This window comes from Pseudomonas sp. S37 (assembly GCF_016658545.1).
Classification (GTDB): domain Bacteria; phylum Pseudomonadota; class Gammaproteobacteria; order Pseudomonadales; family Pseudomonadaceae; genus Aquipseudomonas.
Genome location: NZ_JACVZC010000025.1, coordinates 24,386 through 49,696 on the forward strand (window position 1 = coordinate 24,386; position 25,311 = coordinate 49,696).

22 protein-coding genes are annotated in these 25,311 nt (G+C 64.8%); 14 read left to right on the forward strand and 8 right to left on the reverse strand.

Features of this window, described 5'->3' with window-relative positions; genetic code table 11:
* Nucleotides 1–87: 87 nt before the first annotated feature.
* From IAE39_RS11120 to IAE39_RS11145, 6 genes are read right to left on the reverse strand one after another with little or no spacing between them, the layout of a single operon-like run.
* A complete protein-coding gene (locus tag IAE39_RS11120) occupies nucleotides 88–561 on the reverse strand; it encodes a chemotaxis protein CheW (protein ID WP_201202203.1) in 474 nt (157 codons plus the stop codon).
* Nucleotides 554–5,503 carry a hybrid sensor histidine kinase/response regulator gene (locus tag IAE39_RS11125; RefSeq protein ID WP_201202205.1) on the reverse strand — a complete coding sequence of 1,650 codons (4,950 nt, stop codon included), beginning with the start codon at nucleotides 5,501–5,503 and terminating at the stop codon, nucleotides 554–556. Before IAE39_RS11125 ends, IAE39_RS11120 begins: the two co-directional genes overlap by 8 nt.
* Nucleotides 5,504–5,543: 40 nt before the next feature.
* The gene (locus IAE39_RS11130) at nucleotides 5,544–7,568 is read right to left on the reverse strand and encodes a methyl-accepting chemotaxis protein (protein ID WP_328825609.1); all 2,025 of its coding nucleotides are present in this window, start codon (nucleotides 7,566–7,568) and stop codon (nucleotides 5,544–5,546) included.
* Nucleotides 7,569–7,615: 47 nt separating this feature from the next.
* On the reverse strand, nucleotides 7,616–8,170 hold the full coding sequence (locus IAE39_RS11135) for a chemotaxis protein CheW (RefSeq protein WP_173891341.1): 555 nt from the start codon (nucleotides 8,168–8,170) through the stop codon (nucleotides 7,616–7,618).
* Entirely contained in the window at nucleotides 8,167–8,532 is a 366-nt protein-coding gene (gene pilH / locus IAE39_RS11140; protein WP_012274551.1) for a twitching motility response regulator PilH, read from the reverse strand. The genes IAE39_RS11135 and pilH overlap by 4 nt, the downstream gene beginning before the upstream one ends.
* A gap of 47 nt (nucleotides 8,533–8,579) precedes the next feature.
* On the reverse strand, nucleotides 8,580–8,981 hold the full coding sequence (locus tag IAE39_RS11145; protein WP_201202207.1) for a response regulator: 402 nt from the start codon (nucleotides 8,979–8,981) through the stop codon (nucleotides 8,580–8,582).
* A gap of 297 nt (nucleotides 8,982–9,278) precedes the next feature.
* Here IAE39_RS11145 and gshB point away from each other — a divergent pair, with 297 nt between their 5' ends.
* The 14 genes from gshB to IAE39_RS11215 all read left to right on the forward strand — a co-directional run bounded on the left by gshB (nucleotide 9,279) and on the right by IAE39_RS11215 (nucleotide 23,322).
* Nucleotides 9,279–10,232, forward strand: coding sequence for a glutathione synthase (gene gshB / locus IAE39_RS11150; protein WP_201202209.1), 954 nt, complete (start codon nucleotides 9,279–9,281; stop codon nucleotides 10,230–10,232).
* Nucleotides 10,233–10,323: 91 nt separating this feature from the next.
* On the forward strand, nucleotides 10,324–11,229 hold the full coding sequence (locus tag IAE39_RS11155) for an energy transducer TonB (RefSeq protein ID WP_201202211.1): 906 nt from the start codon (nucleotides 10,324–10,326) through the stop codon (nucleotides 11,227–11,229).
* Nucleotides 11,230–11,417: 188 nt separating this feature from the next.
* Complete coding sequence (locus IAE39_RS11160; RefSeq protein WP_201202212.1) at nucleotides 11,418–11,987, forward strand: YqgE/AlgH family protein; 570 nt, start codon at nucleotides 11,418–11,420, stop codon at nucleotides 11,985–11,987.
* Entirely contained in the window at nucleotides 11,987–12,412 is a 426-nt protein-coding gene (gene ruvX, locus IAE39_RS11165; protein ID WP_442968436.1) for a Holliday junction resolvase RuvX, read from the forward strand. Before IAE39_RS11160 ends, ruvX begins: the two co-directional genes overlap by 1 nt.
* 49 nt (nucleotides 12,413–12,461) lie before the next feature.
* A complete protein-coding gene (gene pyrR, locus IAE39_RS11170; RefSeq protein WP_201202213.1) occupies nucleotides 12,462–12,980 on the forward strand; it encodes a bifunctional pyr operon transcriptional regulator/uracil phosphoribosyltransferase PyrR in 519 nt (172 codons plus the stop codon).
* A gap of 12 nt (nucleotides 12,981–12,992) precedes the next feature.
* The gene (locus IAE39_RS11175) at nucleotides 12,993–13,997 is read left to right on the forward strand and encodes an aspartate carbamoyltransferase catalytic subunit (protein ID WP_008099987.1); all 1,005 of its coding nucleotides are present in this window, start codon (nucleotides 12,993–12,995) and stop codon (nucleotides 13,995–13,997) included.
* On the forward strand, nucleotides 13,994–15,265 hold the full coding sequence (locus IAE39_RS11180; protein ID WP_201202214.1) for a dihydroorotase: 1,272 nt from the start codon (nucleotides 13,994–13,996) through the stop codon (nucleotides 15,263–15,265). The genes IAE39_RS11175 and IAE39_RS11180 overlap by 4 nt, the downstream gene beginning before the upstream one ends.
* A gap of 213 nt (nucleotides 15,266–15,478) precedes the next feature.
* Nucleotides 15,479–16,009: an ATP-dependent protease subunit HslV gene (gene hslV / locus IAE39_RS11185; protein WP_003249309.1), complete on the forward strand. Its 531-nt coding sequence runs from the start codon at nucleotides 15,479–15,481 to the stop codon at nucleotides 16,007–16,009.
* 76 nt (nucleotides 16,010–16,085) lie between these two features.
* Nucleotides 16,086–17,429, forward strand: a complete 1,344-nt coding sequence (hslU, locus tag IAE39_RS11190) for an ATP-dependent protease ATPase subunit HslU (RefSeq protein ID WP_201202215.1) — start codon at nucleotides 16,086–16,088, stop codon at nucleotides 17,427–17,429.
* A 165-nt stretch (nucleotides 17,430–17,594) separates the two neighbouring features.
* Complete coding sequence (locus IAE39_RS11195; protein WP_201202216.1) at nucleotides 17,595–17,972, forward strand: gamma-butyrobetaine hydroxylase-like domain-containing protein; 378 nt, start codon at nucleotides 17,595–17,597, stop codon at nucleotides 17,970–17,972.
* 268 nt (nucleotides 17,973–18,240) lie between these two features.
* Nucleotides 18,241–19,920, forward strand: a complete 1,680-nt coding sequence (gene phaC / locus IAE39_RS11200) for a class II poly(R)-hydroxyalkanoic acid synthase (protein WP_201202217.1) — start codon at nucleotides 18,241–18,243, stop codon at nucleotides 19,918–19,920.
* 62 nt (nucleotides 19,921–19,982) lie between these two features.
* A complete protein-coding gene (gene phaZ, locus IAE39_RS11205) occupies nucleotides 19,983–20,834 on the forward strand; it encodes a poly(3-hydroxyalkanoate) depolymerase (RefSeq protein ID WP_201202219.1) in 852 nt (283 codons plus the stop codon).
* Between the two features lie 177 nt (nucleotides 20,835–21,011).
* On the forward strand, nucleotides 21,012–22,694 hold the full coding sequence (gene phaC, locus IAE39_RS11210) for a class II poly(R)-hydroxyalkanoic acid synthase (RefSeq protein ID WP_201202221.1): 1,683 nt from the start codon (nucleotides 21,012–21,014) through the stop codon (nucleotides 22,692–22,694).
* Between the two features lie 13 nt (nucleotides 22,695–22,707).
* The gene (locus IAE39_RS11215) at nucleotides 22,708–23,322 is read left to right on the forward strand and encodes a TetR/AcrR family transcriptional regulator (protein WP_201202223.1); all 615 of its coding nucleotides are present in this window, start codon (nucleotides 22,708–22,710) and stop codon (nucleotides 23,320–23,322) included.
* Between the two features lie 238 nt (nucleotides 23,323–23,560).
* On the opposite strand, the gene IAE39_RS11220 is transcribed toward IAE39_RS11215, so the two are convergent.
* Together IAE39_RS11220 and IAE39_RS11225 are read right to left on the reverse strand one after the other, a co-directional pair.
* Nucleotides 23,561–24,337: a phasin family protein gene (locus IAE39_RS11220; RefSeq protein WP_201202225.1), complete on the reverse strand. Its 777-nt coding sequence runs from the start codon at nucleotides 24,335–24,337 to the stop codon at nucleotides 23,561–23,563.
* Between the two features lie 10 nt (nucleotides 24,338–24,347).
* Nucleotides 24,348–24,767: a phasin family protein gene (locus IAE39_RS11225; protein WP_201202227.1), complete on the reverse strand. Its 420-nt coding sequence runs from the start codon at nucleotides 24,765–24,767 to the stop codon at nucleotides 24,348–24,350.
* Nucleotides 24,768–25,311: the final 544 nt, after the last annotated feature.

The following is a 25,311-nucleotide window of genomic DNA, read 5'->3' on the forward strand; positions in this document are numbered from 1 at the left end:
TCTTCGCGGGTGAACCCGCTCCTACACTGGTTACGCGTATCGTTGTAGGAGCGGGTTTACCCGCGAAGAGGCCCTATACCTCACATCCTACCCAAGCTCAGGTTGCAGTTCCGCGTCACGCACCAGCCTTTCCAGCCCCACAAGGTCCGGCACCCGTGCCACCTGCTCGCCCACCTGCACCGCCGCCAGTTCCAGCCGGCCCAGCGCTACATCCACATAGTTGAGCTGGCTGTCGAGCTTGCACGAGCGCGGAATGTCCTGCAGCAGCAGCGCCAGGTAGCGCAGGCCGGTATCACCCAGGGCATTGAGCACCACCACCCGCGCCCGGTCCCCGCAGGGTGTCTCACCGCCGCAAGCCGCCTCGAAACCGATCAGCGGCAGGTGCTGCTGGCGCCAGTCGATCCAGCCCAGGTGCCAGGCCGGGTCGCCGTGTTGGCACACCAGGTTGCGCTGGCCACTCAACTCGGCCACCGCCACATTGGGTAGCACCAGGGTGCGGTCACCCAAGGGCAGCAACAGCCCGGTCAGGCTGCTGCGCTGGCCGGCGATCAGTTCAAGCATGGGTCTGGCTCCAGTGGGCAATGCTCTGCAACAGCAGCGATTCCTGGTACGGCTTGCCCAGGTATTCGTTGACGCCGATGGCCATGGCGCGGTCGCGGTGCTTCTGCCCGGTGCGCGAGGTGATCATGATGATCGGCAGGTCTTTCAACCGCTCATCACGGCGAATCCGCGTGGCCACCTCGAAACCGTCCATGCGCGGCATCTCGATATCCAGCAGCAACACGTCGGGGCGGTGCTCTTCCAGCAGGGCCATGGCATCGACCCCGTCCTTGGCCGTGAGCACGCTCATGCCGTGGCGCTCCAGCAGGCGGCTGGTGACCTTGCGCACCGTTACCGAGTCGTCCACTACCATCACCAGCAAGGCGCGGCGCGGTGCCGGGCCAAGCAGTTGCCGCTGGCTGCCACCACCGGGCAAGCGCGCCAGGCGGCGCTGCTGGCCACGCAGTTGACCGAGCAGATCGAGAATCAGCACCACCCGGCCATCGCCCAGCAAGGTCGCCCCCGACAGCCCGGCCACCGCAGCAAACTGCGGCCCCAGGCTCTTCACCACAATCTCGCGGCTAGGCGACAGGGCGTCGGCCTGGATGGCAAACGACTGCTCCTTGGCATGCACCAGCAGCACCGGCAGCGGCACGCTCTGCCCCAGCAAGGCGGGGCGCGGCATGCCCTGCAGCAACTCGCCCAGGTAGCGCAGCTCGTATGCGTGGCCCGCGTAAACATAACGCGGCGTGTCCAGCTGGTAGCAGGCCGCCAGCTCTGCCGGCGGCACGCGGACGATGCCCTCGATGGTGTTGAGCGGGATGGCGTACTGCTCTTCACCCAGGTGCACCATCAAGGCGCGGTTGATCGACACGGTGAATGGCAGGCGGATCAGGAACCGCGCGCCCTTGCCCTGGGCCGACTCGATGCTCATCGAACCGCCCAGCTGCTTGACCTCTTCGTGCACCACGTCCATGCCCAGTCCACGCCCGGAAATCTGGGTAATCTTCTCGGCAGTGGAAAAACCCGGGCGCAGGATGAACTGCAGGATTTCGTGGTCGCTCAAGTGCGCCTGCGGGTCCAGCAGGCCGCGCTTGATGGCCTTGCGCCGCACCGCCTCCAGCGGCACACCGGCGCCGTCGTCGGTCATTTCGATGACGATATCGGCACCTTCGTGCAGCAGGTTCAGGTGAATGGTGCCCTGCTCCGGTTTACCGGCAGCCAGGCGCATTTCGCGGCTTTCCAGGCCATGGTCGACGGCATTGCGCAGCATGTGTTCCAGCGGCGCCACCATGCGTTCAAGCACGCTGCGGTCCAGTTCGCCCTCGGCATTGCCGACCACCAGTTCCACCTGCTTGCCCAGCTCGCTGGCCACCTGCCGCACCACCCGCTGCAGGCGCGGTACAAGGCGTTCGAACGGCACCATCAGGGTGGCTGTCAGGCCCTCCTGCAGCTGGCTGTTCACCCGTGCCTGCTGCTGCAGCAGGCTGTACGCCTCGTGGGCGCGCTGAGCCAGGGTTTCCTTCAGGTCGAGCAGGTCCGAGGCGGACTCGAACAGCGCCCGCGACAGCTGCTGCAACTGCGAGTGGCGGTCCAGCTCCAGCGGGTCGAAGTCGTCATAGGCATCACCTTCGAACGGCTGCCGGCTGGAGATCCGCCCTTGGGTCTCGATGTCCAGGCGCAGCAACTGGTCGCGCATGCGCTCAAGGGTGGTTTCCATCTCGTTGAGGGTGAACTGCGCATCGTTGACCTGCTGCTCGATGCGCCCACGGATGATCGAGTGCTCACCGGCCAGGTTGCCCAGGTCGTCGAGCAGCTCGGCATCGACCTTGACCATGTCGCCCGGCGCCCGCTCCGGTGCCGCTGCTGGCGCTTCGGCGGTGCTGGCTTCTTGTGGTCCCTGGCCTGCCGCACTGTCGGTCAGCGCTGCGCTGCTGAAGTTGCGGATATAGTCGATCAGTGCCGTGGCGGCATGCAGCGGCTGGCCGAGGCGCACGGCATCAAGCATGTGCGCCAGGCGGTCATGGCAGTTCTGCAGCAAGGCGAACAGCGGCGCGCTCGGCGGCAGGCGGCCGGCAGCCAGCAGTTCGTAGAGAAATTCCAGTTCGTGGGCCAAGTCGCCGATCGGGGCAATCTCGACCATGCGCGCCACGCCCTTGAGGGTGTGCAGGTCGCGCATCAGGTTGTCCACCTCGACGCTGTTGCGCGGGTCGGCTTGCCAGCGGGCCAGGGCTGCGGCGGCGCTCTCGACGATGTCCGAGCTTTCTTCGAGGAACACTTCCAGCAGTTCTTCGCCGGGGTTTTCCGGCGCTTCTACCTGCGCCTCGACGACCTCCGGCAACAAGGGCGGGCGTGGCAGCCCCAGGCCCAGGGAATCGGCCAGGTCCATGTCCGGGTGTAGCGGCGTCACCGAATCGATACCCACCAGGCCGGTGGCATCCGGCGCCAGGGCCTGGTCCAGCAGCTTGCGCAGGCCGTCGACCAGCGCCGGGCGCGGCGGGATATCCTGCCCGGCCGCCACTTCGTCGAGCATGTCCAGCAGGGCTTCATGGGCTTGCTGTGCCTGGGCGAAGAAGGCTACGTCGGCAGGCAGGCTGCCCTCCTCCACGGCGCCGTACAGGTCGAGCAACGCTTCGCACACATCGTCCATCTGCCACAGGTCGGCCAGGTGCGCGGCATGGCCCAGGGTGGTCATTTCATCGAGCAGGGTGTCCAGCGCATCACGCTGACCGGGCTGCTGCTGCCAGCGTGACAGCAGTGATTCGGCATTGAGCAGGATATCCATGGCTTGGGCCAGGAAGCTGGCAACCTGCTGTGGGTCGCGCTTGCCGCGCCGCGCATGCTGCGGGTCGAGACGCAGGCTGGCCAGGCGCTCGTCCACGGCCTGGCCGACCTGTTCGATCAGCTCCGCGGCGCCGGGGATGGCTGCCAACGGCGTGCTGTCGAGTTGCGCCAGCCCCAGGTGGAACAACGAGCGTGCGGCCTCCAGCCATTCGACCTCGGCCATTTGCAGGGGCAACTGATGGCCCTTGTACTCACGAACCAGGCGGTCGAAGGCTGTGGCCAGTTCGGCGACCGGCATCACACCGGCCATGGCAGCACTGCCCTTGAGCGTGTGCAGGGCACGTTGCAGGCCATCGCTGACCGGCGTGTCATGGCCATCGGCTGCCTGCAGGAAAGCGTCGAGGCTGGCCAGGTGGCCCTGCGCTTCAGCCCGGAAAATATCCAGCAACTGCGGGTCGAGGCCGTCGAGATCGGCAGCCGCCGGTGCATCATTCTCGGCCAGGGCATGCAGGTGCCCGGCCAGCTGTTCGATTTCGCTCAATTGCGGCAGCTGGCCAGCGGCAAAGTCGGCCAGCAGGTCGGGCAGCTGCACAAAGGCCTGCTGCAGGGCCACCACGCCTTCCGGGCTGAGCACGCTGCGGCCTTCGAGCACCCGGTTCAGCAGGTGCTCGGCGCCCCAGACCAGTTCGGCCACGGCCTCGGCATGCACCATGCGCCCACTGCCCTTGAGCGTATGCAGCGCCCGCCGCACTTCGCCCAGCGCTTCACGTTGCTGGTTGTCGGCACGCCAGCGCAGCCAGTGGCGCTCGATTTCCGGCAGCAACTCACCGGCCTCTTCAAGAAACACCTCGCGCAGTTCGTCATCGATGCCATCGCCGCTGTCATCCAGGCCTGCGCTAGCGTCGACCTGCGTACAGTGCACCCCCAGTGCTGCCAGGCTGGCCCGGGCCATGTCGATGAAGGGCTGGCCATCGGCCAACGGGTCGGCCACCCGCCATTGCAGGTAGCATTCGGCGGCGCTAAGGGCCTCGGCCAAGTGGGCCAGCTCGTCGGCGGGCGGCTCTGTTTCCAGGTGCTGCAGCCAGCGCTGCACATAGCCGGCACAGCCGGCAAACAGCTCGGCCACGGCTGGCAGCATCAACATCGCCAGTGCCCCTCGAATCTGCTGCAACAAGCCCGGCAAGGGTTGCAGGCGCTGGCGTGGCCAGCCGGACTCCAGGCAATCGCCGATCAGGTCCTTGGCCTGCTGCAGCACGTTCAGCGACTCGTTCAGCACCAACTGGCGAATCTCGGCCAGGTCCGAACCCGGCAGGCCGCCCTGGCCGTTTTCTTCCAGCGGGCCGACCATGCCATTGAGGGTGGCCTCGACGTACAGCAGCGCACCTGCAACATCCATCAGCACGGCGTCATCCACGGCCCGCTCACCCTCGGCCAAGGCCTGCAACGCCAGCACCTGGTCGATGATCACCCGCCGCGGTTGCTGGAAACCCAGCACGGCCAGGGTGTCGGCCACATGGCGCAGTGGCGCCAGCAAAGCGTCAAGCTGCTCGCTGTGCTGGCGGTCACCGCGCACGAACTGGTCGAGGCGCTCCTTGATGCGCATCAGGTCGTCGCACAACGCGCTCACCACCGAGCGCAAGGCATCCCGGCCCGGCCCGGCCTGCAACTGGTCGCGCCAATTGCCCAGCGACAGGTCGAGGTTGGCCAGGTCGTCGGAGCCGGCAAAGCGTTGCGCGGCGCCGCTGATCAGGCTGGCCTGGGCCAGTGGTTCGACGCCACGGCAGGCGCGCAACTGGTTGAGCAGCGGCAGCATCACCAGGGGCAGGTCGTGGCGCGCACCGCGCAAGCGCTCAAGGTAGGACGGCAGTTGCTCAAGGCCACGGAACAGCGCGCCCAGGCAATCGCCCCGCGGGCTGACCTGGCCGTCGGCCAAGGCCTTGGCGAACAGTTCCAGTTCCTCGGCCAGGCGCGTGGCGCCACGCAGTTCGAGCATGCGCAGGCAGCCGTGCACCTGGTGCAGGTTGTCGACCACGAAGGCCAGCATCGACAGGTCGCCCGGCTCGCCGGCAAAGCGCTCCAGGGCCTGGCGCGCCTGGCTCAGGCAGTCAAGGATGGTGGCCTTGGTCCAGGCCAGCGCCACCGTGTCGTGGCGCTCGGGGCTTGGTGCTGCTACGGCCATGGGTACTCCTCGGCGCAGTCCGGTTCATCAACAGGCCGCTTCACTTGGGCTCCGCAGGTGGCGGCAAGGTAAAGCCGGACACCGAACGGCGCATTTCGCTGGCCATGCGCGCCAGGTGGCGGATGCTGTCGGCGGTGGCGCCAGAGCCGGCGGAGGTTTGCGCGGTAATCTGCTGGATCACCGCCATGGTGTGGGAAATCTGCCCGGCCGACGAGGTCTGCAACTGGGCGGCATCGGAAATGCTGTGGATAAGGTCGGCAAGGTTCTGCGATACGCCTTCGATCTCGGCCAGCGCCACCCCGGCATCCTGGGCCAGGCGGGCGCCGCGCACCACTTCGGCGGTGGTCTGCTCCATGGAGATCACCGCCTCGTTGGTATCGGCCTGAATGGTGCGCACCAGCGCCTCGATCTGGCGGGTGGCCGACGACGAGCGTTCGGCCAGGCGTTGCACCTCGTCGGCCACCACGGCAAAACCACGGCCGGCCTCACCGGCCAGTGAGGCCTGGATGGCTGCGTTGAGGGCAAGAATGTTGGTCTGGTCGGCAATGTCGTCGATCAGGCTGACGATGTCGCCGATTTCCTGGGACGACTCGCCCAGGCGCTTGATCCGCTTGGCGGTGTCCTGGATCTGCTCGCGAATGTTGTCCATGCCGTTGATGGTGTTGTGCACCACCTCGTTGCCCTTGTTGGCAATGGCCACCGAGCGCTCGGCCACCTTGGCCGACTCGTAGGCGTGCGCGGAAACCCGGTCGATCGACTCGACCATGTCGCCAACCGCCTCGGAGGCTTCGCTGATCTGCTCGGCCTGGTGCTCGGAGGCCTTGGCCAGCTGGCGTGCGGTGTTCTGCGTGTCCTGCACGGCAGCGGCAACCTGCACGGCGCTGTGGTTGATGGTGGCAACCAGGTCGCGCAGCTGGTCCACGGAATAGTTGATCGAGTCGGCAATGGCGCCGGTGAAGTCTTCGGTCACCGAGACAGTCACGGTCAGGTCGCCATCGGCCAGCTCTTCGATTTCGTCAAGCAGGCGCATGATCGCCTGCTGGTTGCGTTCATTCTTTTCTGCCGTCTCGCGCAACTGGCGGTTGGTGGTGCGTACCATCACCAGGCCGATGAGAATGATCGAGGCCAGCGCCAGCAGGCCCAGGGCATAGCCACCCACGGTATCGAGGGTGCGCCCGCCCGCCAGGTTTTCGAAGCCGTTGGCCAGGTGCGAAGCCTCGTCGAGCAGGGTTTGCGACAGGCTGAAGATGTTGCCTGCCGCCTCGCGCACCCGGAACAGCTCCGGCGAGGTTTCGAGGATTTCATCCACCGAGCCGGCAACGAACTGGAACAGTTCGGCAATTTCCGCCAGCCGGGCACGGGCGTCGGCATCTGCAACGCGGGTTACCTGAATGGTCGCGTTGCCGTTGAGCATGCCCTCCAGCACCTGGCCAAAGCGCCCGGCATCGCGGCCAAAGGCATCAGCTGCCTGGGCTGCCGTATCATCGCCGGCCAGCACGGTATTGACCGAGCCGAGGATGCGCTCGGCCAGCAAAAGCTGGCGCTGGGCCACCACCACCTGGTTCGCCGGAGCGCCGCTCTGCAGCAGGATCTCGACGACCTTTTCGTACTCCACCTGTAACTGCGGCACGGTCTCGGCCAGGGTCGCCGCCACCTGGTGCAGCGACAACACGGTTTGCTCGCTGGCCAGGATGGTGTCGGTGTTCTTGCGCAGGTTTTCCCAGTCGCGGCGTACCGCTTCCATCTCGTCACGCACCGAAGCCGGTGCTGGCGGCAGGCCGGTGGACTTGTCGCCCTGGCGCAGGTAGCCCCAGCGCCGCTCGAAATCGTTGCGTGCATCCGATAGCAGCTTGAATGCCAGGGCTTTGCCGGTGGCCGCCTCGGTGGCGTTCTTGGCAATGCGCTGCGACAGCACGCGCAGCTCGCCGGCATGGCCGATGTACTGCTTGTCGTAGTTGGACTGGGTATTGAGGTAGGCGAAGTTGGCGAACAGCAGGATGATCGACAGGATCAGGATCAGGAACAGCACGGTGATCTGCGCGATGCTGCGGGTACGTGGGGTCACGGTGGTGGCTGTGACGGGGGTGGCAGGCTTGTTCACGTTCGCAGGTCCTATAACGCCACATCGAGAAAGCCCGGCGCCTGGGCCAGGGCGAAGGGGCTGAAGATTGCCCAGTTGCGTTCACGCGGGAAGTGCCCCTGCACAAAGCGGGCAGCGGCGCGGATCAGTGGCTGCGGCGGCGACAGTTGCAGGCTGTCGAGGGCAAAGTGCTGCAGGCCAAGCACCTCGTCCACCAGCAGGCCGACGAACAGGTCTTCATGGTCCAGCACCAGCACCCGGCGCTGCTTGCCCGGGGCAACGTGGCCCAGGCCAAAGAAGCTGCTCAGGTCCATTACCGGCAACAGCCGGCCACGCAGGTTGGCTACCCCGCAGACCCACGGCTGCACACCGGGGACGCGGCTGCTGCGCGGTTCGCGCAGCACCTCGGCCACTTCGCCCATGGGCGCGACGAACCACTGCCCGGCAATGCGAAAGCCGATGCCGCTCCATTCCTGCAGGCGGTTGTCCTGCGGCGGCTGGTCGGCGACCAGCAAACGGCAGCGCCGGTCAATGTCCAGCAACAGCTCGAAGGCGGTCAGCGACGCGCCCTGCGGGCGGGTGGTCAAGCCCCCAGCACTTCTTTGAGCTTGGCAATCAGCGCGTCTTCTTCCACCGGTTTGGTGAGGAAGTCACGGGCGCCCTGGCGCGTGGCCCAGATACGGTCGGTTTCCTGGTCCTTGGTGGTCACCACGATCACCGGGATGGCGCTGGTTTCCGGGTCCTTGCTGAGCTGGCGGGTGGCCTGGAAGCCGTTCATGCCGGGCATGACGATGTCCATCAGCACGGCATCGGGCTTGTCCTGCCGGGCCAGGGCCACGCCGTCGGCACCGTTGCTGGCCTTGAGCACCTGGTAGCCGTGCTTTTCCAGCCATTCGGTCAAGCGGTACATCTCTGTCGGCGAGTCGTCGACAATCAGAACTCGGGCCATGCTGGTTCCCCATCAGGAAAGAAAGACCGCGCCATGGCGGGGCGCGGTCAGGGTGCGTGTTGTTGAGGTGCGGCAAAGCCGGGCACATGGGCGCGGATCGCGTCGAGCAGTTCTTCCTTGCTGAACGGTTTGGTCAGGAACTGATCGGAACCCACCACCCGGCCACGGGCCTTGTCGAACAGGCCGTCGCGCGACGACAGCAGGATCACCGGGGTGTCCTTGAAGGCGCTGTTGTGCTTGATGATTGCGCAGGTCTGGTAGCCGTCCAGGCGCGGCATCAGCACATCGACGAAGATGATGCCGGGCTGGTGATCGACGATCTTGGCCAGGGCATCGAAGCCATCGCTGGCGGTGATGACCTCGCAGCCTGCTTCACCGAGCAACATCTGCGCGGTGCGGCGGATCGTGCGCGAATCGTCGATCACCATCACCTTCAGGGGTTGTTCCATCACTTGGGCTACCGTCGCTGTTTTTGCCGAAATCGTAGGGCCGCTGCGCGCCCCGATCGCGACACAAGGCCGCTCCTACAAGGGAACGCAAACTCCTGTAGGAGCGGCCTTGTGTCGCGATCGGGCTGCGCAGCAGCCCCAAAGGCCTGTTGTACAGCACTATGACTGGCATTTTTAGCACACTCCGGGTGGCCGTTCCATCTGCGCCGCCCCTTGACCGGCGGCGTTCGCGGCGCCACCCTGAGCCACTTTTCTTTCGAGCCATCGCGGCCACGTGCCGCCAAGAGGAACCACCCCATGAGCGTTCGCCTCGGCATTGTCATGGACCCCATCGCGTCCATCTCCTACAAGAAGGACAGTTCGCTGGCCATGCTGCTGGCCGCCCAGGCACGCGGCTGGAGCCTGTTCTACATGGAACAGCACGACCTGTATCAAGGCGAAGGCAAGGCCCGTGCGCGCATGCGCCCGCTGAAAGTGTTCGCCGACCCGGCCCGCTGGTTCGAGCTGGGCGAGGAACAGGACAGCACCCTGGCAGAGCTGGATGTGATCCTGATGCGCAAGGACCCGCCGTTCGACATGGAGTTCGTCTACAGCACCTACCTGCTGGAGCAAGCCGAGAACGATGGCGTGCTGGTGGTCAACCGCCCGCAAAGCCTGCGTGACTGCAACGAAAAGCTGTTTGCCACGCTGTTCCCGCAGTGCACGCCACCCACGCTGGTCAGCCGCCGCCCGGACATCATCCGCGAGTTCGCGGCCAAACATGGCGATGTGATCCTCAAGCCACTGGATGGCATGGGCGGCACGTCGATCTTCCGCCACCGGGTGGGCGACCCCAACCTGTCGGTGATCCTCGAAACCCTGACCGCACTGGGTGCCCAGCAGATCATGGCGCAGGCCTACCTGCCGGCGATCAAGGACGGCGACAAGCGCATCCTGATGATCGACGGCGAGCCGGTCGACTACTGCCTGGCGCGCATCCCGGCCAGCGGCGAGACCCGTGGCAACCTGGCCGCCGGTGGCCGTGGCGAAGCCCGCCCATTAAGCGAGCGTGACCGCTGGATCGCGGCTCAGGTCGGCCCGACCCTGCGCGAGAAGGGCCTGCTGTTCGTTGGCCTGGACGTGATCGGCGACTACCTCACCGAAATCAACGTCACCAGCCCTACCTGCATTCGCGAAATCGACAACGCCTACAACACCGATATCGGTGGCAAACTGATGGACGCCATTGATCGCCAGCTGAAGGCGCGCTGACCGTCGACGCGCGGCGTAAACCCAGAGTGGGGTATGATGCGGGTCCTTTGACACTGACCCGCTGCCCCGCCCTGCGGTTGCTGGATACCTGATGACGCTGCCCGCTGACATCCCCGCCGACCTGCTGCCGCCCCGTGTTCGCCCGGTGGACCGGCTCGGCTTTACCCTGTGCCTGGCTGCCCTGGTGCACCTGGCGCTGATCCTTGGCGTCGGCTTCACCGTGGTCAAACCGGCCGAAATCCGCCATACCATGGACATCACCCTGGCCACCTTCAAAAGCGAAAAACCGCCGCAGAAGGCGGATTTCCAGGCCCAGGACAACCAGCAAGGCAGCGGCACCCTGGACAAGAAGGCGGTGCCCAAGACCACCGAACTGGCGCCGTTCCAGGACAGCAAGATCAACAAGATCACCCCGCCGCCTGCGGCCAGGCCCGAGGTGGTGCCGCCGCCAACCCCGCAGAAGTCGGCGGTAGTGACCACTGCACCGAAGGCGCAGAAGGTCGAGCCCAAGCCCAAGGAAAGCAAGGCGCAGCCCAAGCCGGCCGCGCCTGCGCCGGACTTCGACAGCTCGCAGCTGTCCAGCCAGATCGCCAGCCTGGAGGCGGAGCTGTCCAACGAGCAGCAGCTGTACGCCAAGCGCCCGCGCATCCACCGCCTGAACGCCGCTTCGACCATGCGCGACAAGGGCGCCTGGTACAAGGAAGAGTGGCGCAAGAAGGTAGAGCGGGTGGGCAACCTGAATTACCCCGACGAAGCGCGCCGGCAGCAGATCTACGGCAACTTGCGCATGATGGTGTCGATCAACCGCGATGGTTCGCTGTATGAAGTGCTGGTGCTGGAGTCGTCCGGGCAAGCGGTGCTGGACCAGGCGGCGCAACGCATCGTGCGGCTGGCGGCGCCGTTTGCGCCGTTTACCGGCGACCTGGCCGAGTTCGACAGGCTGGAGATCATCCGCACCTGGCGCTTTGCCCGTGGGGACCGTTTGTCCAGTAACTGATCTTCTGCAGCAATCAGCTCCTGTGGGAGCGGGTTTACCCGCGAAAGCGTCCGACCAAGCAACATCATTGCCTGATCTGGCGCATTCGCGGGTGAACCCGCTCCCACAGGGATCGCACAAGCCTTCAAGCCTTCAAGCCTTGTTGTGCACCTTGTCAGCCTCGCCACCTGGCGCCACACTACTACCCCATGAAAACCCTCACGCCGAGCTACCTCAAGCATCAGTTCCTGATTGCCATGCCGCACATGGCCGATCCGAACTTCGCCCAGACCCTCACGTACATCGTCGAGCACAACGCCCATGGCGCCATGGGCCTGGTGGTCAATCGGCCGCAGGAGCTGAACCTGGCCGACATCCTCGAGCAGTTGCGCCCGGACGAAACGCCGCCGGCCGACACCTTGCAGGTGCCGATCTACCAGGGTGGCCCGGTGCAGACCGACCGCGGCTTCGTGCTGCACAGCAGCGAGTGCAGCTTCCAGGCCAGCGTGGCGCTGGAAGGGCTGACGCTGACCACCTCGCAGGACATCCTGCTGGCCATCGCCGCCGGGGTAGGCCCGAAACAGAGCCTGATCACCCTTGGCTATGCCGGTTGGGAAGCCGGCCAGCTGGAAGCGGAGCTGGCCGACAACGCCTGGCTCAACTGCCCGTTCGACCCGGAAATCATCTTCGGCATGGCCAGCGACCTGCGCCTGGAGGCCGCCGCCGCCAGCCTGGGCATCAACCTGCACTTGCTGACCAGCCAGGCGGGCCACGCCTGATGTCAGAGCTACGCTTACTGCTGGGCTTCGACTACGGCAGCAAACAGATCGGCGTGGCCGTCGGCCAGGTAATCACCGGCCAGGCCCGCGAACTGTGCACGCTCAAGGCACAGAACGGCGTACCGGACTGGGCCCAGGTAGAAAAGCTGATTGCCGAATGGAAGCCCGACGCCATCGTCGTCGGCCTGCCGCTGAACATGGACGGCACGCCCAGCGAAATGAGCGCCCGCGCCGAAAAGTTCGCCCGCCGCCTGAACGGCCGCTTCAACCTGCCCGTGCACACCCACGATGAGCGCCTGACCACCTTCGAGGCCAAAGGCGAGCGCATGGCCCGTGGTGGCCAGCGTGGCAGCTATCGCGACAACCCGGTCGATGCCATTGCCGCCGCCCTGCTGCTGCAAGGCTGGCTGGAGGCCAATACCTGATCATCTTTGCTGCCGGCCACGCCCGGCGCACCCTTCCGAGGAGCCCGCAATGAGCCTACCCAATCCCGCCGAGCTGGTCCGGCAGATGGCTGTCGACCTTCGTGCCCACCTGGCCCGCCGCAACATCAGCGAACCACGTTACATCGGTATCCGCACGGGCGGTGTCTGGGTTGCCCAGGCCCTGCAGGAGGCCATGGGCGACACCAGCGCCATGGGCACCCTGGACGTTTCGTTCTACCGCGACGACTTCAGCCAGAACGGCCTGCACCCGCAGGTACGCCCCTCCGAGCTGCCGTTCGAGGTCGAAGGCCAGCACCTGGTGCTGGTAGATGACGTACTGATGAGCGGCCGCACCATCCGCGCGGCGCTCAACGAACTGTTCGATTACGGCCGCCCGGCCAGCGTCACCCTGGTCTGCCTGCTGGACCTGGATGCCGGCGAACTGCCGATCCGCCCGAATGTGCTTGGCGCCACCCTGTCGCTGGCAGCCCATGAACGGGTAAAATTGACCGGACCCGCACCGCTCGCCCTCGAGCGCCAGGACCTCGCCTCCGCTTCCGCCCTTTAAGAGTCCCCCGCGATGACGCCAATCGACGCCAAGCGCCCGCTGCAGCTCAATGATCAGGGCCAGCTGCGCCACTTCCTCTCGCTCGACGGTTTGCCCCGCGAACTGCTCACCGAGATCCTCGACACCGCCGACTCGTTCCTGGAAGTCGGCGCCCGGGCCGTGAAAAAAGTCCCGCTGCTGCGCGGCAAGACCGTGTGCAACGTGTTTTTCGAGAACTCGACCCGTACCCGTACCACCTTCGAGCTGGCGGCCCAGCGCCTGTCGGCCGACGTGATCAGCCTGAACGTGTCGACCTCCTCGACCAGCAAGGGCGAAACCCTGTTCGACACACTGCGCAACCTCGAAGCCATGGCCGCCGACATGTTCGTCGTGCGCCATTCCGACTCGGGCGCAGCGCACTTCATTGCCGAGCACGTGTGCCCGGACGTTGCCGTAATCAACGGCGGTGATGGCCGCCACGCTCACCCGACCCAGGGCATGCTCGACATGCTTACTATCCGCCGCCACAAGGGCAGCTTCGAGAACCTGTCGGTGGCCATCGTCGGCGACATCCTGCACTCACGCGTGGCTCGCTCCGACATGCTCGCGCTGAAGGCGCTGGGTTGCCCGGACATTCGCGTGATCGGCCCGAAAACCCTGATCCCGATCGGCATCGAGCAGTACGGAGTAAAGGTCTACACCGACCTCGCCGAAGGCCTGAAAGACGTCGACGTGGTGATCATGCTGCGCCTGCAGCGCGAGCGCATGGCGGGCGGCCTGCTGCCCAGCGAGGGCGAGTTCTACCGCCTGTTCGGCCTGACCACTGCGCGCCTGGCCGGGGCCAAGCCGGATGCCATCGTCATGCACCCGGGCCCGATCAACCGTGGCGTGGAAATCGAGTCGGCAGTGGCCGACGGCAAGCACTCGGTGATCCTCAACCAGGTCACCTACGGCATCGCCGTGCGCATGGCCGTGCTGTCCATGGCCATGAGCGGGCAGAACGCGCAACGTCAATTCGACCAGGAGAACGCCCAGTGACCATCAGTATTCTCGGCGCCCGGGTCATCGACCCTAACAGCGGCCTGGACCAGGTCACCGACCTGCACCTGGACGGTGGCCGCATTGCCGCGATCGGCGCCGCCCCGGCCGGGTTCAGCGCCAGCCGCACGATCCAGGCTGACGGCCTGGTTGCCGCGCCTGGCCTGGTCGACCTTGGCGTATCCCTGCGCGAGCCGGGCTACAGCCGCAAGGGCAATATCGCCAGCGAAACCCGCGCCGCCGTGGCCGGTGGCGTCACCAGCCTGTGCTGCCCGCCGCAGACCAAGCCGGTGCTGGACACCTCGGCAGTGGCCGAACTGATCCTTGACCGCGCCCGCGAGGCCGCCAACAGCAAGGTCTACCCGATCGGCGCCCTGACCAAGGGCCTGGAAGGCGAGCAGCTGGCTGAACTGGTGGCCCTGCGTGACACCGGTTGCGTGGCCTTCGGCAACGGCCTGAAGGAAATCCCCAACAACCGTACCCTGGCCCGCGCCCTGGAATACGCCGCCACCTTCGACCTGACCGTGGTGTTCCACTCCCAGGACCGCGACCTGGCCCAGGGTGGCCTGGCCCACGAAGGCGCGATGGCCAGCTTCCTCGGCCTGCCGGGTATTCCGGAAAGTGCCGAGACCGTGGCCCTGGCGCGCAACCTGCTGCTGGTGGAGCAGTCCGGCGTACGTGCGCACTTCAGCCAGATCACCAGCGCCCGTGGCGCGCGGCTGATCGCCCAGGCCCAGGCCCTTGGCCTGCCGGTGACCGCTGACGTGGCGCTGTACCAGCTGATCCTCACCGACGAGTCACTGCGCGAGTTCTCCAGCCTGTACCACGTGCAGCCGCCGCTACGCACTGCCGCTGACCGTGACGGCCTGCGCGAGGCCGTGAAGTCGGGCGTGATCCAGGCGATTTCCAGCCACCACCAGCCGCACGAGCGCGACGCCAAGCTGGCCCCGTTCGGCGCTACCGAGCCGGGCATCAGCAGCGTCGAGTTGCTGCTGCCGCTGGCCATGACCCTGGTGCAGGACGGCCTGCTCGACCTGCCAACCTTGCTCGCCCGCCTGAGCAGCGGCCCGGCAGCAGCCCTGCGCCTGCCGGCCGGTGAGCTGAAGGTGGGTGGCGCGGCCGACCTGGTGCTGTTCGACCCGCAAGCCTCGACCGTTGCCGGTGAGCAATGGCTGTCGCGTGGCGAGAACTGCCCGTTCATCGGCCACTGCCTGCCGGGTGCGGTGCGTTATACCTTGGTCGATGGGCATGTTTGCCACGAGGCCTGAGTAAGACCATTCGCGGGTGAGCCCGCTCCCACAGGTATTGCGCTGTCCATGAAAACAGCGGAGTCCCTGTGGGAGCGGGTTCACCCGCGAATGATCCAACACAGATCTACCTGCCAGGCTCTACCATTCATCCCCCACGGTTGAAATCCTTCCCCCCACCCCCATATGAGTCTGCATCAGGCACTTTCGCCCCGCTGCGTGGAGACTCTCCCCTTGACCACCATCGTTTCTGTCCGCCGTAACGGCAAAGTCGTCATGGGTGGCGACGGCCAGGTATCCCTCGGCAACACCGTGATGAAAGGCAACGCCAAGAAAGTGCGCCGCCTGTACCACGGCCAGGTCATCGCCGGCTTCGCCGGTGCCACCGCCGACGCCTTCACCCTGTTCGAACGCTTTGAAGGGCAGCTTGAGAAACACCAGGGCCACCTGGTCCGCGCCGCCGTCGAGCTGGCCAAGGAATGGCGTACCGACCGTTCCCTGAGCCGCCTGGAAGCCATGCTGGCCGTGGCCAACAAGGACGCATCGCTGATCATCACCGGCAACGGTGACGTGGTCGAACCCGAAGACGGCCTGATCGCCATGGGTTCCGGTGGCGCCTACGCCCAGGCCGCAGCCCGCGCCCTGCTGAACAAGACCGACCTCTCGGCCCGTGAAATCGCCGAAACCGCCCTGAACATCGCCGGCGACATCTGCGTGTTCACCAACCACAACCTGACCATCGAGGAGCAGGACCTGGCCGACTGATTCAGCTGTTCTGGCGCCCCTTCCCGGTGACGGGGCTTTTCCACGCTGACTCATCTGCCCAAGGACCATTTTCATCATGTCCATGACCCCCCGCGAGATCGTCCACGAACTCAACCGCCACATCATCGGCCAGGACGACGCCAAGCGCGCCGTGGCCATTGCCCTGCGCAACCGCTGGCGGCGCATGCAGCTCCCAGCCGAGCTGCGTGCCGAAGTCACGCCGAAGAACATCCTGATGATCGGCCCTACCGGCGTCGGCAAGACCGAAATCGCCCGTCGCCTGGCCAAGCTGGCCAACGCGCCGTTCCTCAAGGTCGAAGCCACCAAGTTCACCGAAGTGGGCTATGTGGGCCGCGACGTCGAGTCGATCATCCGTGACTTGGCCGATGCCGCGCTGAAGATGCTGCGCGAGCAGGAAATCGTCCGCGTGCGCCACCGTGCCGAAGACGCCGCCGAAGACCGCATCCTCGATGCCCTGCTGCCACAGGCCCGCGTGACCAGCTTCAGTGAAGAAGCCGCGCAGACCAGCAGCGACTCCAACACCCGCCAGCTGTTCCGCAAGCGCCTACGCGAAGGCCAGCTGGACGACAAGGAAATCGAGATCGAAGTGGCTGAAACCGCCGGTGTGGAAATTGCCGCACCGCCTGGCATGGAAGAAATGACCAACCAGCTGCAGAGCCTGTTTGCCAACATGGGCAAAGGCAAGCGCAAGGCGCGCAAGCTGAAGGTGAAAGAAGCGCTGAAGATGGTTCGCGACGAAGAAGCGAGCCGCCTGGTCAACGAAGAAGAGCTCAAGGCCAAGGCCCTGGAAGCGGTCGAGCAGCACGGCATCGTGTTCATCGACGAGATCGACAAAGTCGCCAAGCGTGGCAACGTTGGCGGCGCCGACGTGTCCCGTGAAGGTGTACAGCGTGACCTGCTGCCGCTGATCGAAGGCTGCACCGTCAACACCAAGCTGGGCATGGTCAAGACCGACCACATTCTGTTCATTGCCTCGGGTGCCTTCCACCTGAGCAAGCCAAGCGACCTGGTGCCCGAGCTGCAAGGCCGCTTGCCGATTCGCGTTGAGCTGAAGGCACTGACCCCGGAAGACTTCGAGCGCATCCTGCAGGAGCCGCACGCGTCACTGACCGAGCAGTACCAGGCCCTGCTGAAAACCGAAGGCCTGAACATCGAGTTCGTCGCTGACGGCATCAAGCGCCTGGCCGAGATTGCCTACCAGGTCAACGAAAAAACCGAGAACATCGGTGCCCGCCGCCTGCACACCCTGCTGGAGCGCTTGCTGGAAGAGGTGTCGTTCAGTGCCGGTGACCTGGCCAGCGCACATGACGAAACGCCGATCCAGATCGACGCAGCGTATGTGAACAGCCACCTGGGTGAGCTGGCGCAGAACGAAGACCTGTCGCGGTACATCCTGTAATACGGCGTCAGCTTCTTCGCGGGTAAACCCGCTCCCACAAGGATCACCGCAGGCCACAGACATGTGCCGACCTTTGTAGGAGCGGGTTTACCCGAGAAAGGGCCCTTGAATCCCTCCACCATAAGCTGGAAGCTGTGCTTCATCAGCTCCGGAGAGATTCTGCCCATGGCCCGCCTGCCCACCGCCATCAACCTGCACAAAGCCTCGAAAACCCTCAGCCTCACCTACGCCCCCGGCGAGGTCTACACCCTGCCCGCCGAATTCCTGCGCGTGCACTCCCCCTCTGCCGAGGTCCAGGGCCACGGCAACCCTATCCTGCAGTTCGGCAAGATCAACGTCGGCCTGGTCGGCCTGGAACCTGCCGGCCAGTACGCACTGAAACTGACCTTCGACGACGGCCATGACAGCGGCCTGTTCACTTGGGAATACCTTGAACAGCTGTGCCTGCGCCAGCAACAGCTGTGGGCCGAATACCTCGACGAGCTGCACAAGGCCGGCAAATCCCGCGACCCGGCCGAATCGGTCGTGAAACTCATGCTCTAGCGCAAGGCCTGCAGGGTTTAGAGCGCATTTTCTAAATTCATCTGTTTGAATGACTTACAGACAGCCCAGTGACGGGCTGTCTTGCGCATTACATGAAAGTCGGGTAACCAATGGGTGTGGCAAGTTACCTGCATCAATTTGCAGGCAGTCAGTACCCCCGCAGCACCGCTGTTCCTTATCACTGGTCACCCGAGTAGCAGTACCGGGCTCAGGGCTGTGCACCCGTCACAGCAACCGGTACTCGTCTCAGGACAACGGAGCGTCGTAGATGAGTAACAAGAACAACGATGAGCTGCAGCGGCAGGCCTCGGAAAACACCCTGGGGCTGAACCCGGTCATCGGCATTCGCCGCAAGGACCTGTTGAGCTCGGCACGTACCGTGCTGCGCCAGGCCGTGCGCCAACCGCTGCACAGCGCCAAGCATGTGGCCCATTTTGGCCTGGAGCTGAAGAACGTGCTGCTGGGCAAGTCCAGCCTGGCCCCGGAAAGCGACGACCGTCGCTTCAATGACCCGGCCTGGAGCAACAACCCGCTATACCGTCGCTACCTGCAAACCTACCTGGCCTGGCGCAATGAGCTGCAGGACTGGATCGGCAGCAGCGACCTGTCGCCCCAGGACATCAGCCGCGGCCAGTTCGTCATCAACCTGATGACCGAGGCCATGGCGCCGACCAACACCCTGTCCAACCCCGCAGCGGTAAAACGCTTCTTCGAAACCGGCGGCAAGAGCCTGCTCGACGGCCTGTCCAACCTGGCCAAGGACATGGTCAACAATGGCGGCATGCCCAGCCAGGTCAACATGGACGCCTTCGAGGTGGGCAAGAACCTGGGCACCAGCGAAGGCGCGGTGGTGTACCGCAACGACGTGCTGGAGCTGATCCAGTACAGCCCGATCACCGAACAGGTGCATGCGCGGCCATTGCTGGTGGTGCCGCCGCAGATCAACAAGTTTTACGTGTTCGACCTCAGCCCGGAAAAAAGCCTGGCCCGCTACTGCCTGCGCTCGCAGCAGCAAACCTTCATCATCAGCTGGCGCAACCCGACCAAGGCCCAGCGCGAATGGGGCCTGTCCACCTACATCGACGCGCTCAAGGAAGCGGTCGACGCGGTGCTGGCGATTACCGGCAGCAAGGACCTGAACATGCTCGGGGCCTGCTCCGGCGGCATCACCTGCACCGCGCTGGTGGGCCACTATGCCGCCATTAACGAGAACAAGGTCAATGCCCTGACCCTGCTGGTCAGCGTACTGGACACCACCATGGACAACCAGGTGGCGCTGTTCGTCGACGAGCAGACCCTGGAAGCGGCCAAGCGCCACTCCTACCAGGCCGGCGTGCTGGAAGGCAGCGAGATGGCCAAGGTGTTCGCCTGGATGCGCCCCAACGACCTGATCTGGAACTACTGGGTCAACAACTACCTGCTCGGCAACGAGCCGCCGGTGTTCGACATCCTGTTCTGGAACAACGACACCACGCGCCTGCCGGCCGCCTTCCATGGCGACCTGATCGAAATGTTCAAGAGCAACCCGCTGACGCGCCCCGAAGCCCTGAAAGTGTGCGGCACTGCCATCGACCTGAAGAAAGTGCAGTGCGACATCTTCAGCGTGGCCGGCACCGCTGACCACATTACCCCGTGGCAGTCGTGCTACCGCTCGGCGCACCTGTTCGGCGGCAAGATCGAGTTCGTGCTATCCAACAGCGGGCATATCCAGAGCATCCTCAACCCGCCGGGCAACCCCAAGGCGCGCTTCATGACTGGCGCCGATCGCCCGGGTGACCCGGTGGCTTGGCAGGAAAACGCCACCAAGCACGCCGACTCCTGGTGGCTGCACTGGCAAGGCTGGCTGGCCGAGCGCGCTGGCGAGCTGAAGAAGGCGCCGACCCGCCTGGGCAACCGGGCCTATGCCGCTGGCGAAGCCGCCCCGGGCACCTACGTTCACGAGCGTTGAGTTGCAGCGCCGTGGCGGCCAGCAGGGCGCCACGGTGTACTTTTCACCCAAGAGTCACGCGCATGCCGCAACCCTATATCTTCAGGACCGTCGAGCTGGACAACCAGTCCATTCGCACCGCTGTCCGGCCAGGCAAACCGCACTTGACGCCGTTGCTGATTTTCAACGGCATCGGCGCCAACCTGGAGCTGGTGTTTCCGTTCATCGAAGCATTGGACCCGGACCTGGAAGTAATCGCTTTCGATGTGCCGGGGGTGGGTGGTTCGTCCACCCCGCGCCACCCGTATCGCTTTCCTGGGCTGGCCAAGCTGACCGCACGCATGCTCGATTACCTCGACTACGGCCAGGTCAATGTCATTGGCGTGTCCTGGGGTGGCGCCCTGGCCCAGCAGTTCGCCCACGACTACCCCGAGCGCTGCAAGAAGCTGGTGCTGGCAGCCACGGCCGCCGGTGCGGTGATGGTGCCAGGCAAGCCCAAGGTGTTGTGGATGATGGCCAGCCCCAGGCGTTATGTGCAGCCGTCGCATGTGATCCGCATTGCGCCAATGATCTATGGCGGGGGCTTTCGCCGTGACCCGGACCTGGCCATGCACCACGCGGCCAAGGTGCGTTCCGGCGGCAAGCTGGGCTACTACTGGCAGCTGTTTGCCGGGCTGGGCTGGACCAGCATCCACTGGCTGCACAAGATCCAGCAGCCAACCCTGGTGCTGGCGGGGGACGACGACCCGCTGATCCCGCTGATCAACATGCGCCTGCTGGCCTGGCGGATTCCCAATGCCCAGCTACACATTATCGACGACGGCCACTTGTTCCTGATCACCCGGGCCGAGGCCGTCGCCCCGATCATCATGAAGTTCCTCCAGCAAGAACGACAGCGTGCCGTCATGCACCCTCGCCCGGCAGCGGGCTCGTGAGGGCGATTCTGGTCCCTGTGGGAGCGGGTTCATCGAGGCGTCGAACCGCCGCGAAGATTTCAACTCGGTAAATGGCACCGGCTTCGCCGGTGTTCGCGGGTGAACCCGCTCCCACAGGGTTCCTGCAAAACCCGTGAGCGTCTTTTTGCCACGAAGGTCAGACAAGGGAGTGTTGCCATGACAGACAAACCGGCCAAAGGATCGACAACGCTCCCCGCCACCCGCATGAACGTGCAGAACGCCATCCTCGGCCTGCGTGGCCGCGACCTGCTATCCACGCTGCGCAATGTCGGCCGCCACGGCCTGCGCCATCCGCTGCATACCGCGCATCATCTGCTGGCCCTGGGCGGGCAGCTGGGGCGGGTGATGCTGGGCGATTCGCCCTACCAGCCCAACCCGCGGGACGCGCGCTTCAGTGACCCGACGTGGAGCCAGAACCCGCTCTACCGCCGCGGCCTGCAAGCGTACCTGGCCTGGCAGAAGCAGACCCGCCAATGGATCGACGAAAGCCACCTGCACGACGATGACCGCGCACGTGCGCACTTCCTGTTCAACCTGATCAACGATGCGCTGGCCCCCAGCAACTCGCTGCTCAACCCACTGGCGGTCAAGGAGCTGTTCAATACCGGCGGCCAGAGCCTGGTGCGTGGCATGGCCCACCTGCTCGAAGACTTGCGGCACAACGATGGCCTGCCGCGCCAGGTTGATGAACGCGCCTTCGAAGTGGGCGGTAACCTGGCCGCGACCCCCGGCGCAGTGGTGTTTCGCAACGAACTGCTGGAGCTGATCCAGTACAGGCCGATGAGCGAAAAACAGCACGCCCGCCCGTTGCTGGTGGTGCCGCCGCAGATCAACAAGTTCTACATCTTTGACCTGAGCACGACCAACAGCTTCGTCCAGTACATGCTCAAGAATGGCCTGCAGGTGTTCATGGTCAGCTGGCGCAACCCAGACCCGCGCCACCGTGAATGGGGCCTGTCCAGCTACGTGCAGGCGCTGGAAGAGGCGCTGAATGCCTGCCGCAGCATCAGCGGCAACCGCGACCCCAACCTGATGGGCGCCTGCGCCGGTGGCCTGACCATGGCGGCCCTGCAAGGCCACCTGCAAGCCAAGCAGCAGTTGCGCCGGGTGCGCAGTGCCACCTACCTGGTGAGCTTGCTGGACAGCAAGTTCGAAAGCCCAGCCAGCCTGTTCGCCGACGAGCAGACCATTGAAGCGGCCAAGCGCCGCTCGTATCAACGCGGTGTGCTGGACGGTGCCGAAGTGGCGCGGATCTTCGCCTGGATGCGGCCCAACGACCTGATCTGGAACTACTGGGTCAACAACTACCTGCTCGGCAAGACACCACCAGCCTTCGACATCCTCTACTGGAATGCCGACAGCACCCGCCTGCCTGCCGCACTGCATGGCGACCTGCTGGAGTTCTTCAAGCTCAACCCGTTGACCTACCCGCAAGGGCTGGAGGTGTGCGGCACGCCGATCGACCTGCAGCAGGTCAACCTGGACAGCTTTACCGTGGCCGGCAGCAATGACCACATCACCCCTTGGGACGCCGTGTACCGCTCGGCCATGCTGCTGGGTGGCGAGCGGCGTTTCGTGCTGGCCAACAGCGGGCATATCCAGAGCATCATCAACCCGCCCGGCAACCCCAAGGCCTATTACCTGGCCAACCCGAAACTGAGCAGTGACCCGCGCGCCTGGTTCCACGACGCCAAGCGCAGCGAAGGCAGCTGGTGGCCGTTGTGGCTGGAATGGATCACCCCGCGCTCCGGCCCGCTCAAAGCACCACGCACCGAACTGGGCAATGCCACCTACCCACCGCTAGGCCCCGCGCCAGGCACTTACGTGCTGACCCGATGAGCATGCTGACTGGATGAAAACCCGCGACCGTATCCTTGAGTGTGCCTTGCAGCTGTTCAACCAGCAGGGCGAGCCGAACGTTTCCACCCTGGAGATTGCCAACGAACTGGGCATCAGCCCGGGCAACCTGTACTACCACTTCCACGGCAAGGAGCCGCTGGTACTGGGCTTGTTCGAGCGCTTTGAGGAAGCGCTGATGCCATTGCTCGACCCACCGCTGGAAGTGCGCCTGGACGCCGAAGATTACTGGCTGTTCCTGCACCTGATCGTCGAGCGCATGGCGCAGTACCGTTTTCTGTTCCAGGACCTGTCTAACCTGACCGGGCGCCTGCCCAAGCTGGCCCGCGGCATGCGCAGCCTGATCAATGCCCTCAAGCGTACGCTGGCGGCGTTGCTGGCCAGCCTCAAGGGCCAGGGGCTGGTGGAGAGTGATACCCAGGCGCTGGGGCAACTGGTGGAGCAGATCACCCTGACGCTGATGTTCTCGCTGGATTACCAGCGGGTGCTGGGGCGCGAGGGGGATGTGGGGATTGTGGTGTACCAGGTGATGATGCTGGTGGCGCCGCACCTGCAGGCCCAGGCGAGGGCAGCGGCGGAGCAGTTGGCAGTGAAGTACCTGGAGGGGTAGGCCTGCTCGGGGTGTGTTGCAGTTGCCGACGTATTCGCGGGTAAACCCGCTCCCACAAGGTCTGTGGTGTCTGTGAGAGAGGTTTAGCCCGCGCCTACAAGGTCTGTGGTGTCTGTGAGAGAGGTTTTGCCCGCTCCTACAAGGTCTGTGGTGTCTGTGAGAGAGGTTTTGCCCGCTTCTACAAGGTCTGTGGTGTCCCTGTGGGAGCGGGTTCACCCGCGAAGAAGGCGACGCGGTATCAGATCAGGGTACCGGTGCCGGTAGGTGCCGACGGGGTGCTGCTGGCCGGGGCGGCGGTGGGTGCCGGGGCTGCAGTGGCTGCGGGTGCAGCGCTGGCCGCTGGGGCTGCCGGTTTGGCCGCGGCTGGTTTGGCCGGGGCTTTTTTCACCGCTGGCTTCTTCGCCGCAGCCGGCTTGGCCGCTGCCGGTTTCGCCGCTGGTTTGGCTGCCGCTGGCTTGGCTGCAGGTTTCGCCGCTGCCGTTTTGGCCGCTGGTTTTGCCGCGGCAGTTTTAGCTGCAGGCTTGGCTGCCGCCGCCTTGGCCAGTGGTTTGGCCGCTGCCTTGCTCGCCGCCGGCTTGGCCGCTGCAGTGCGCGAAGAAATCGGCGTGACCGAAGCACCGGTCAGTTTCTCGATCTGCTTGGTCAGGCTATCAACCTGCTGGTGCAGGGCCTTGATCTCGTTGCGGCTCGGCACACCCAGGCGCGAGATGGCACTGTTCAGGCGCTTGTCGAACGCTTCTTCAAGCTCGCTCCACTTGCCCAGCGCACGGTCCTTCACGCCAGACACACGCGAAGTGGTCGAGGACTTGGCAGTCTCAGCAACATCTTCGGCGGTTTTCTTCGCCTGCTTCTCGGCCTTCTCGCCATCCTTCACCAGCGAGTCGAACAGCTTGGGGCCGTCCTGGTCGATCTTCGAATAGATACCCAGCCCCGCCAGCCAGATCTTGCGGGAGTATTTCTCGATCCCGCCGACCCAGGAGCTGCCTTCTTTTTCGGTGTTCTTCTTGCCAGCCATCCTGCTCTCCTTATGGTTTGTGCGCGACGCGCTCAAGCAGCTCGTGCAGCTGTTCAAGCTTGATCGACAGCGCCTCAACGTCATGTTTAGACGGAATGCCAAGGCGATTCAAGGCGCGACCTACCCGCGCGTCGAAAGCTTTTTCGATCTTGTCGAGCTGAATTTCTACCTTGCCGCGTACGCGGCTGACGTCTTCGGCGGCTTCATCGAGCTGGTTGTTGGCCGCATCCAGCTCTTTGTCGATGCGTTTCTTGCCACGCTTCTCGACGCCTTCACCGGCCTTGACCAGCTCCTGGAAGTAGTCGGAACCTTCCTGGCCAACCCGTGCATAAGCGCCAATGCCTGCCAGCCAGATCTTGCGCGCATACCCGCGCACTTCGCCCAATGTGCCCGGGGCGTCGTCCTTTTTCTTCACATTCACTTTGGCCATGCTGTGTACCTCATGCTCATGAGTGTAGGAAAACCGCCCACGGAGGTTGGGCTTGTGCACACGTTAGGCAAATAAATTAGAAACCTCACCCTAAGGTCGTACCTGTCCCAAACATGTACCGCAGCCATCCTTGCCTTGGGTACTAGCGTCGCAGGCTTCACTTCACAGAGTTCGACGCCATGACCGCTGTTGCAACACCACCCAGGCAAACGTTCAGGCAAAGGGTGTCAGCCTGCTTCGCCAACCGCCCAGGCCTGCGCGATGTCTTGTCGCATGAGGGCTTCCAGGCGCTCGCCGATCGCTACCCATGGATACGCAGCAACCATCCACAGATAACTTCGCTGGATGCTTTCTTCATCCTGCCCGCTGCCTCAGGTACGAACCAGCGCCTATTGCTGGACGAGCTGCTGGGGTACTTCATTACCCGCGCCCCCGTGCAACTGAGCGCGTCGGACCGTTTGAGCATCAATCCTCCAGACGTTTTCCACATTCAGGCGCAGGGCATGGACAGCCGCACACAACCCGAAATCACTGCAGACCTGAG

Bases quoted from the DNA above. Each gene is read 5' to 3' on its own strand.
- IAE39_RS11120 (WP_201202203.1), bottom strand. From the start codon at position 561: ATGCTTGAACTGATCGCCGGCCAGCGCAGCAGCCTGACCGGGCTGTTG.
- IAE39_RS11125 (WP_201202205.1), bottom strand. From the start codon at position 5,503: ATGGCCGTAGCAGCACCAAGCCCCGAGCGCCACGACACGGTGGCGCTG.
- pilH (WP_012274551.1), bottom strand. From the start codon at position 8,532: ATGGCCCGAGTTCTGATTGTCGACGACTCGCCGACAGAGATGTACCGC.
- IAE39_RS11145 (WP_201202207.1), bottom strand. From the start codon at position 8,981: ATGGAACAACCCCTGAAGGTGATGGTGATCGACGATTCGCGCACGATC.
- gshB (WP_201202209.1), top strand. From the start codon at position 9,279: ATGAGCGTTCGCCTCGGCATTGTCATGGACCCCATCGCGTCCATCTCC.
- IAE39_RS11155 (WP_201202211.1), top strand. From the start codon at position 10,324: ATGACGCTGCCCGCTGACATCCCCGCCGACCTGCTGCCGCCCCGTGTT.
- IAE39_RS11160 (WP_201202212.1), top strand. From the start codon at position 11,418: ATGAAAACCCTCACGCCGAGCTACCTCAAGCATCAGTTCCTGATTGCC.
- ruvX (WP_442968436.1), top strand. From the start codon at position 11,987: ATGTCAGAGCTACGCTTACTGCTGGGCTTCGACTACGGCAGCAAACAG.
- pyrR (WP_201202213.1), top strand. From the start codon at position 12,462: ATGAGCCTACCCAATCCCGCCGAGCTGGTCCGGCAGATGGCTGTCGAC.
- IAE39_RS11175 (WP_008099987.1), top strand. From the start codon at position 12,993: ATGACGCCAATCGACGCCAAGCGCCCGCTGCAGCTCAATGATCAGGGC.
- hslU (WP_201202215.1), top strand. From the start codon at position 16,086: ATGTCCATGACCCCCCGCGAGATCGTCCACGAACTCAACCGCCACATC.
- IAE39_RS11195 (WP_201202216.1), top strand. From the start codon at position 17,595: ATGGCCCGCCTGCCCACCGCCATCAACCTGCACAAAGCCTCGAAAACC.
- phaC (WP_201202217.1), top strand. From the start codon at position 18,241: ATGAGTAACAAGAACAACGATGAGCTGCAGCGGCAGGCCTCGGAAAAC.
- phaZ (WP_201202219.1), top strand. From the start codon at position 19,983: ATGCCGCAACCCTATATCTTCAGGACCGTCGAGCTGGACAACCAGTCC.
- phaC (WP_201202221.1), top strand. From the start codon at position 21,012: ATGACAGACAAACCGGCCAAAGGATCGACAACGCTCCCCGCCACCCGC.
- IAE39_RS11215 (WP_201202223.1), top strand. From the start codon at position 22,708: ATGAAAACCCGCGACCGTATCCTTGAGTGTGCCTTGCAGCTGTTCAAC.
- IAE39_RS11220 (WP_201202225.1), bottom strand. From the start codon at position 24,337: ATGGCTGGCAAGAAGAACACCGAAAAAGAAGGCAGCTCCTGGGTCGGC.
- IAE39_RS11225 (WP_201202227.1), bottom strand. From the start codon at position 24,767: ATGGCCAAAGTGAATGTGAAGAAAAAGGACGACGCCCCGGGCACATTG.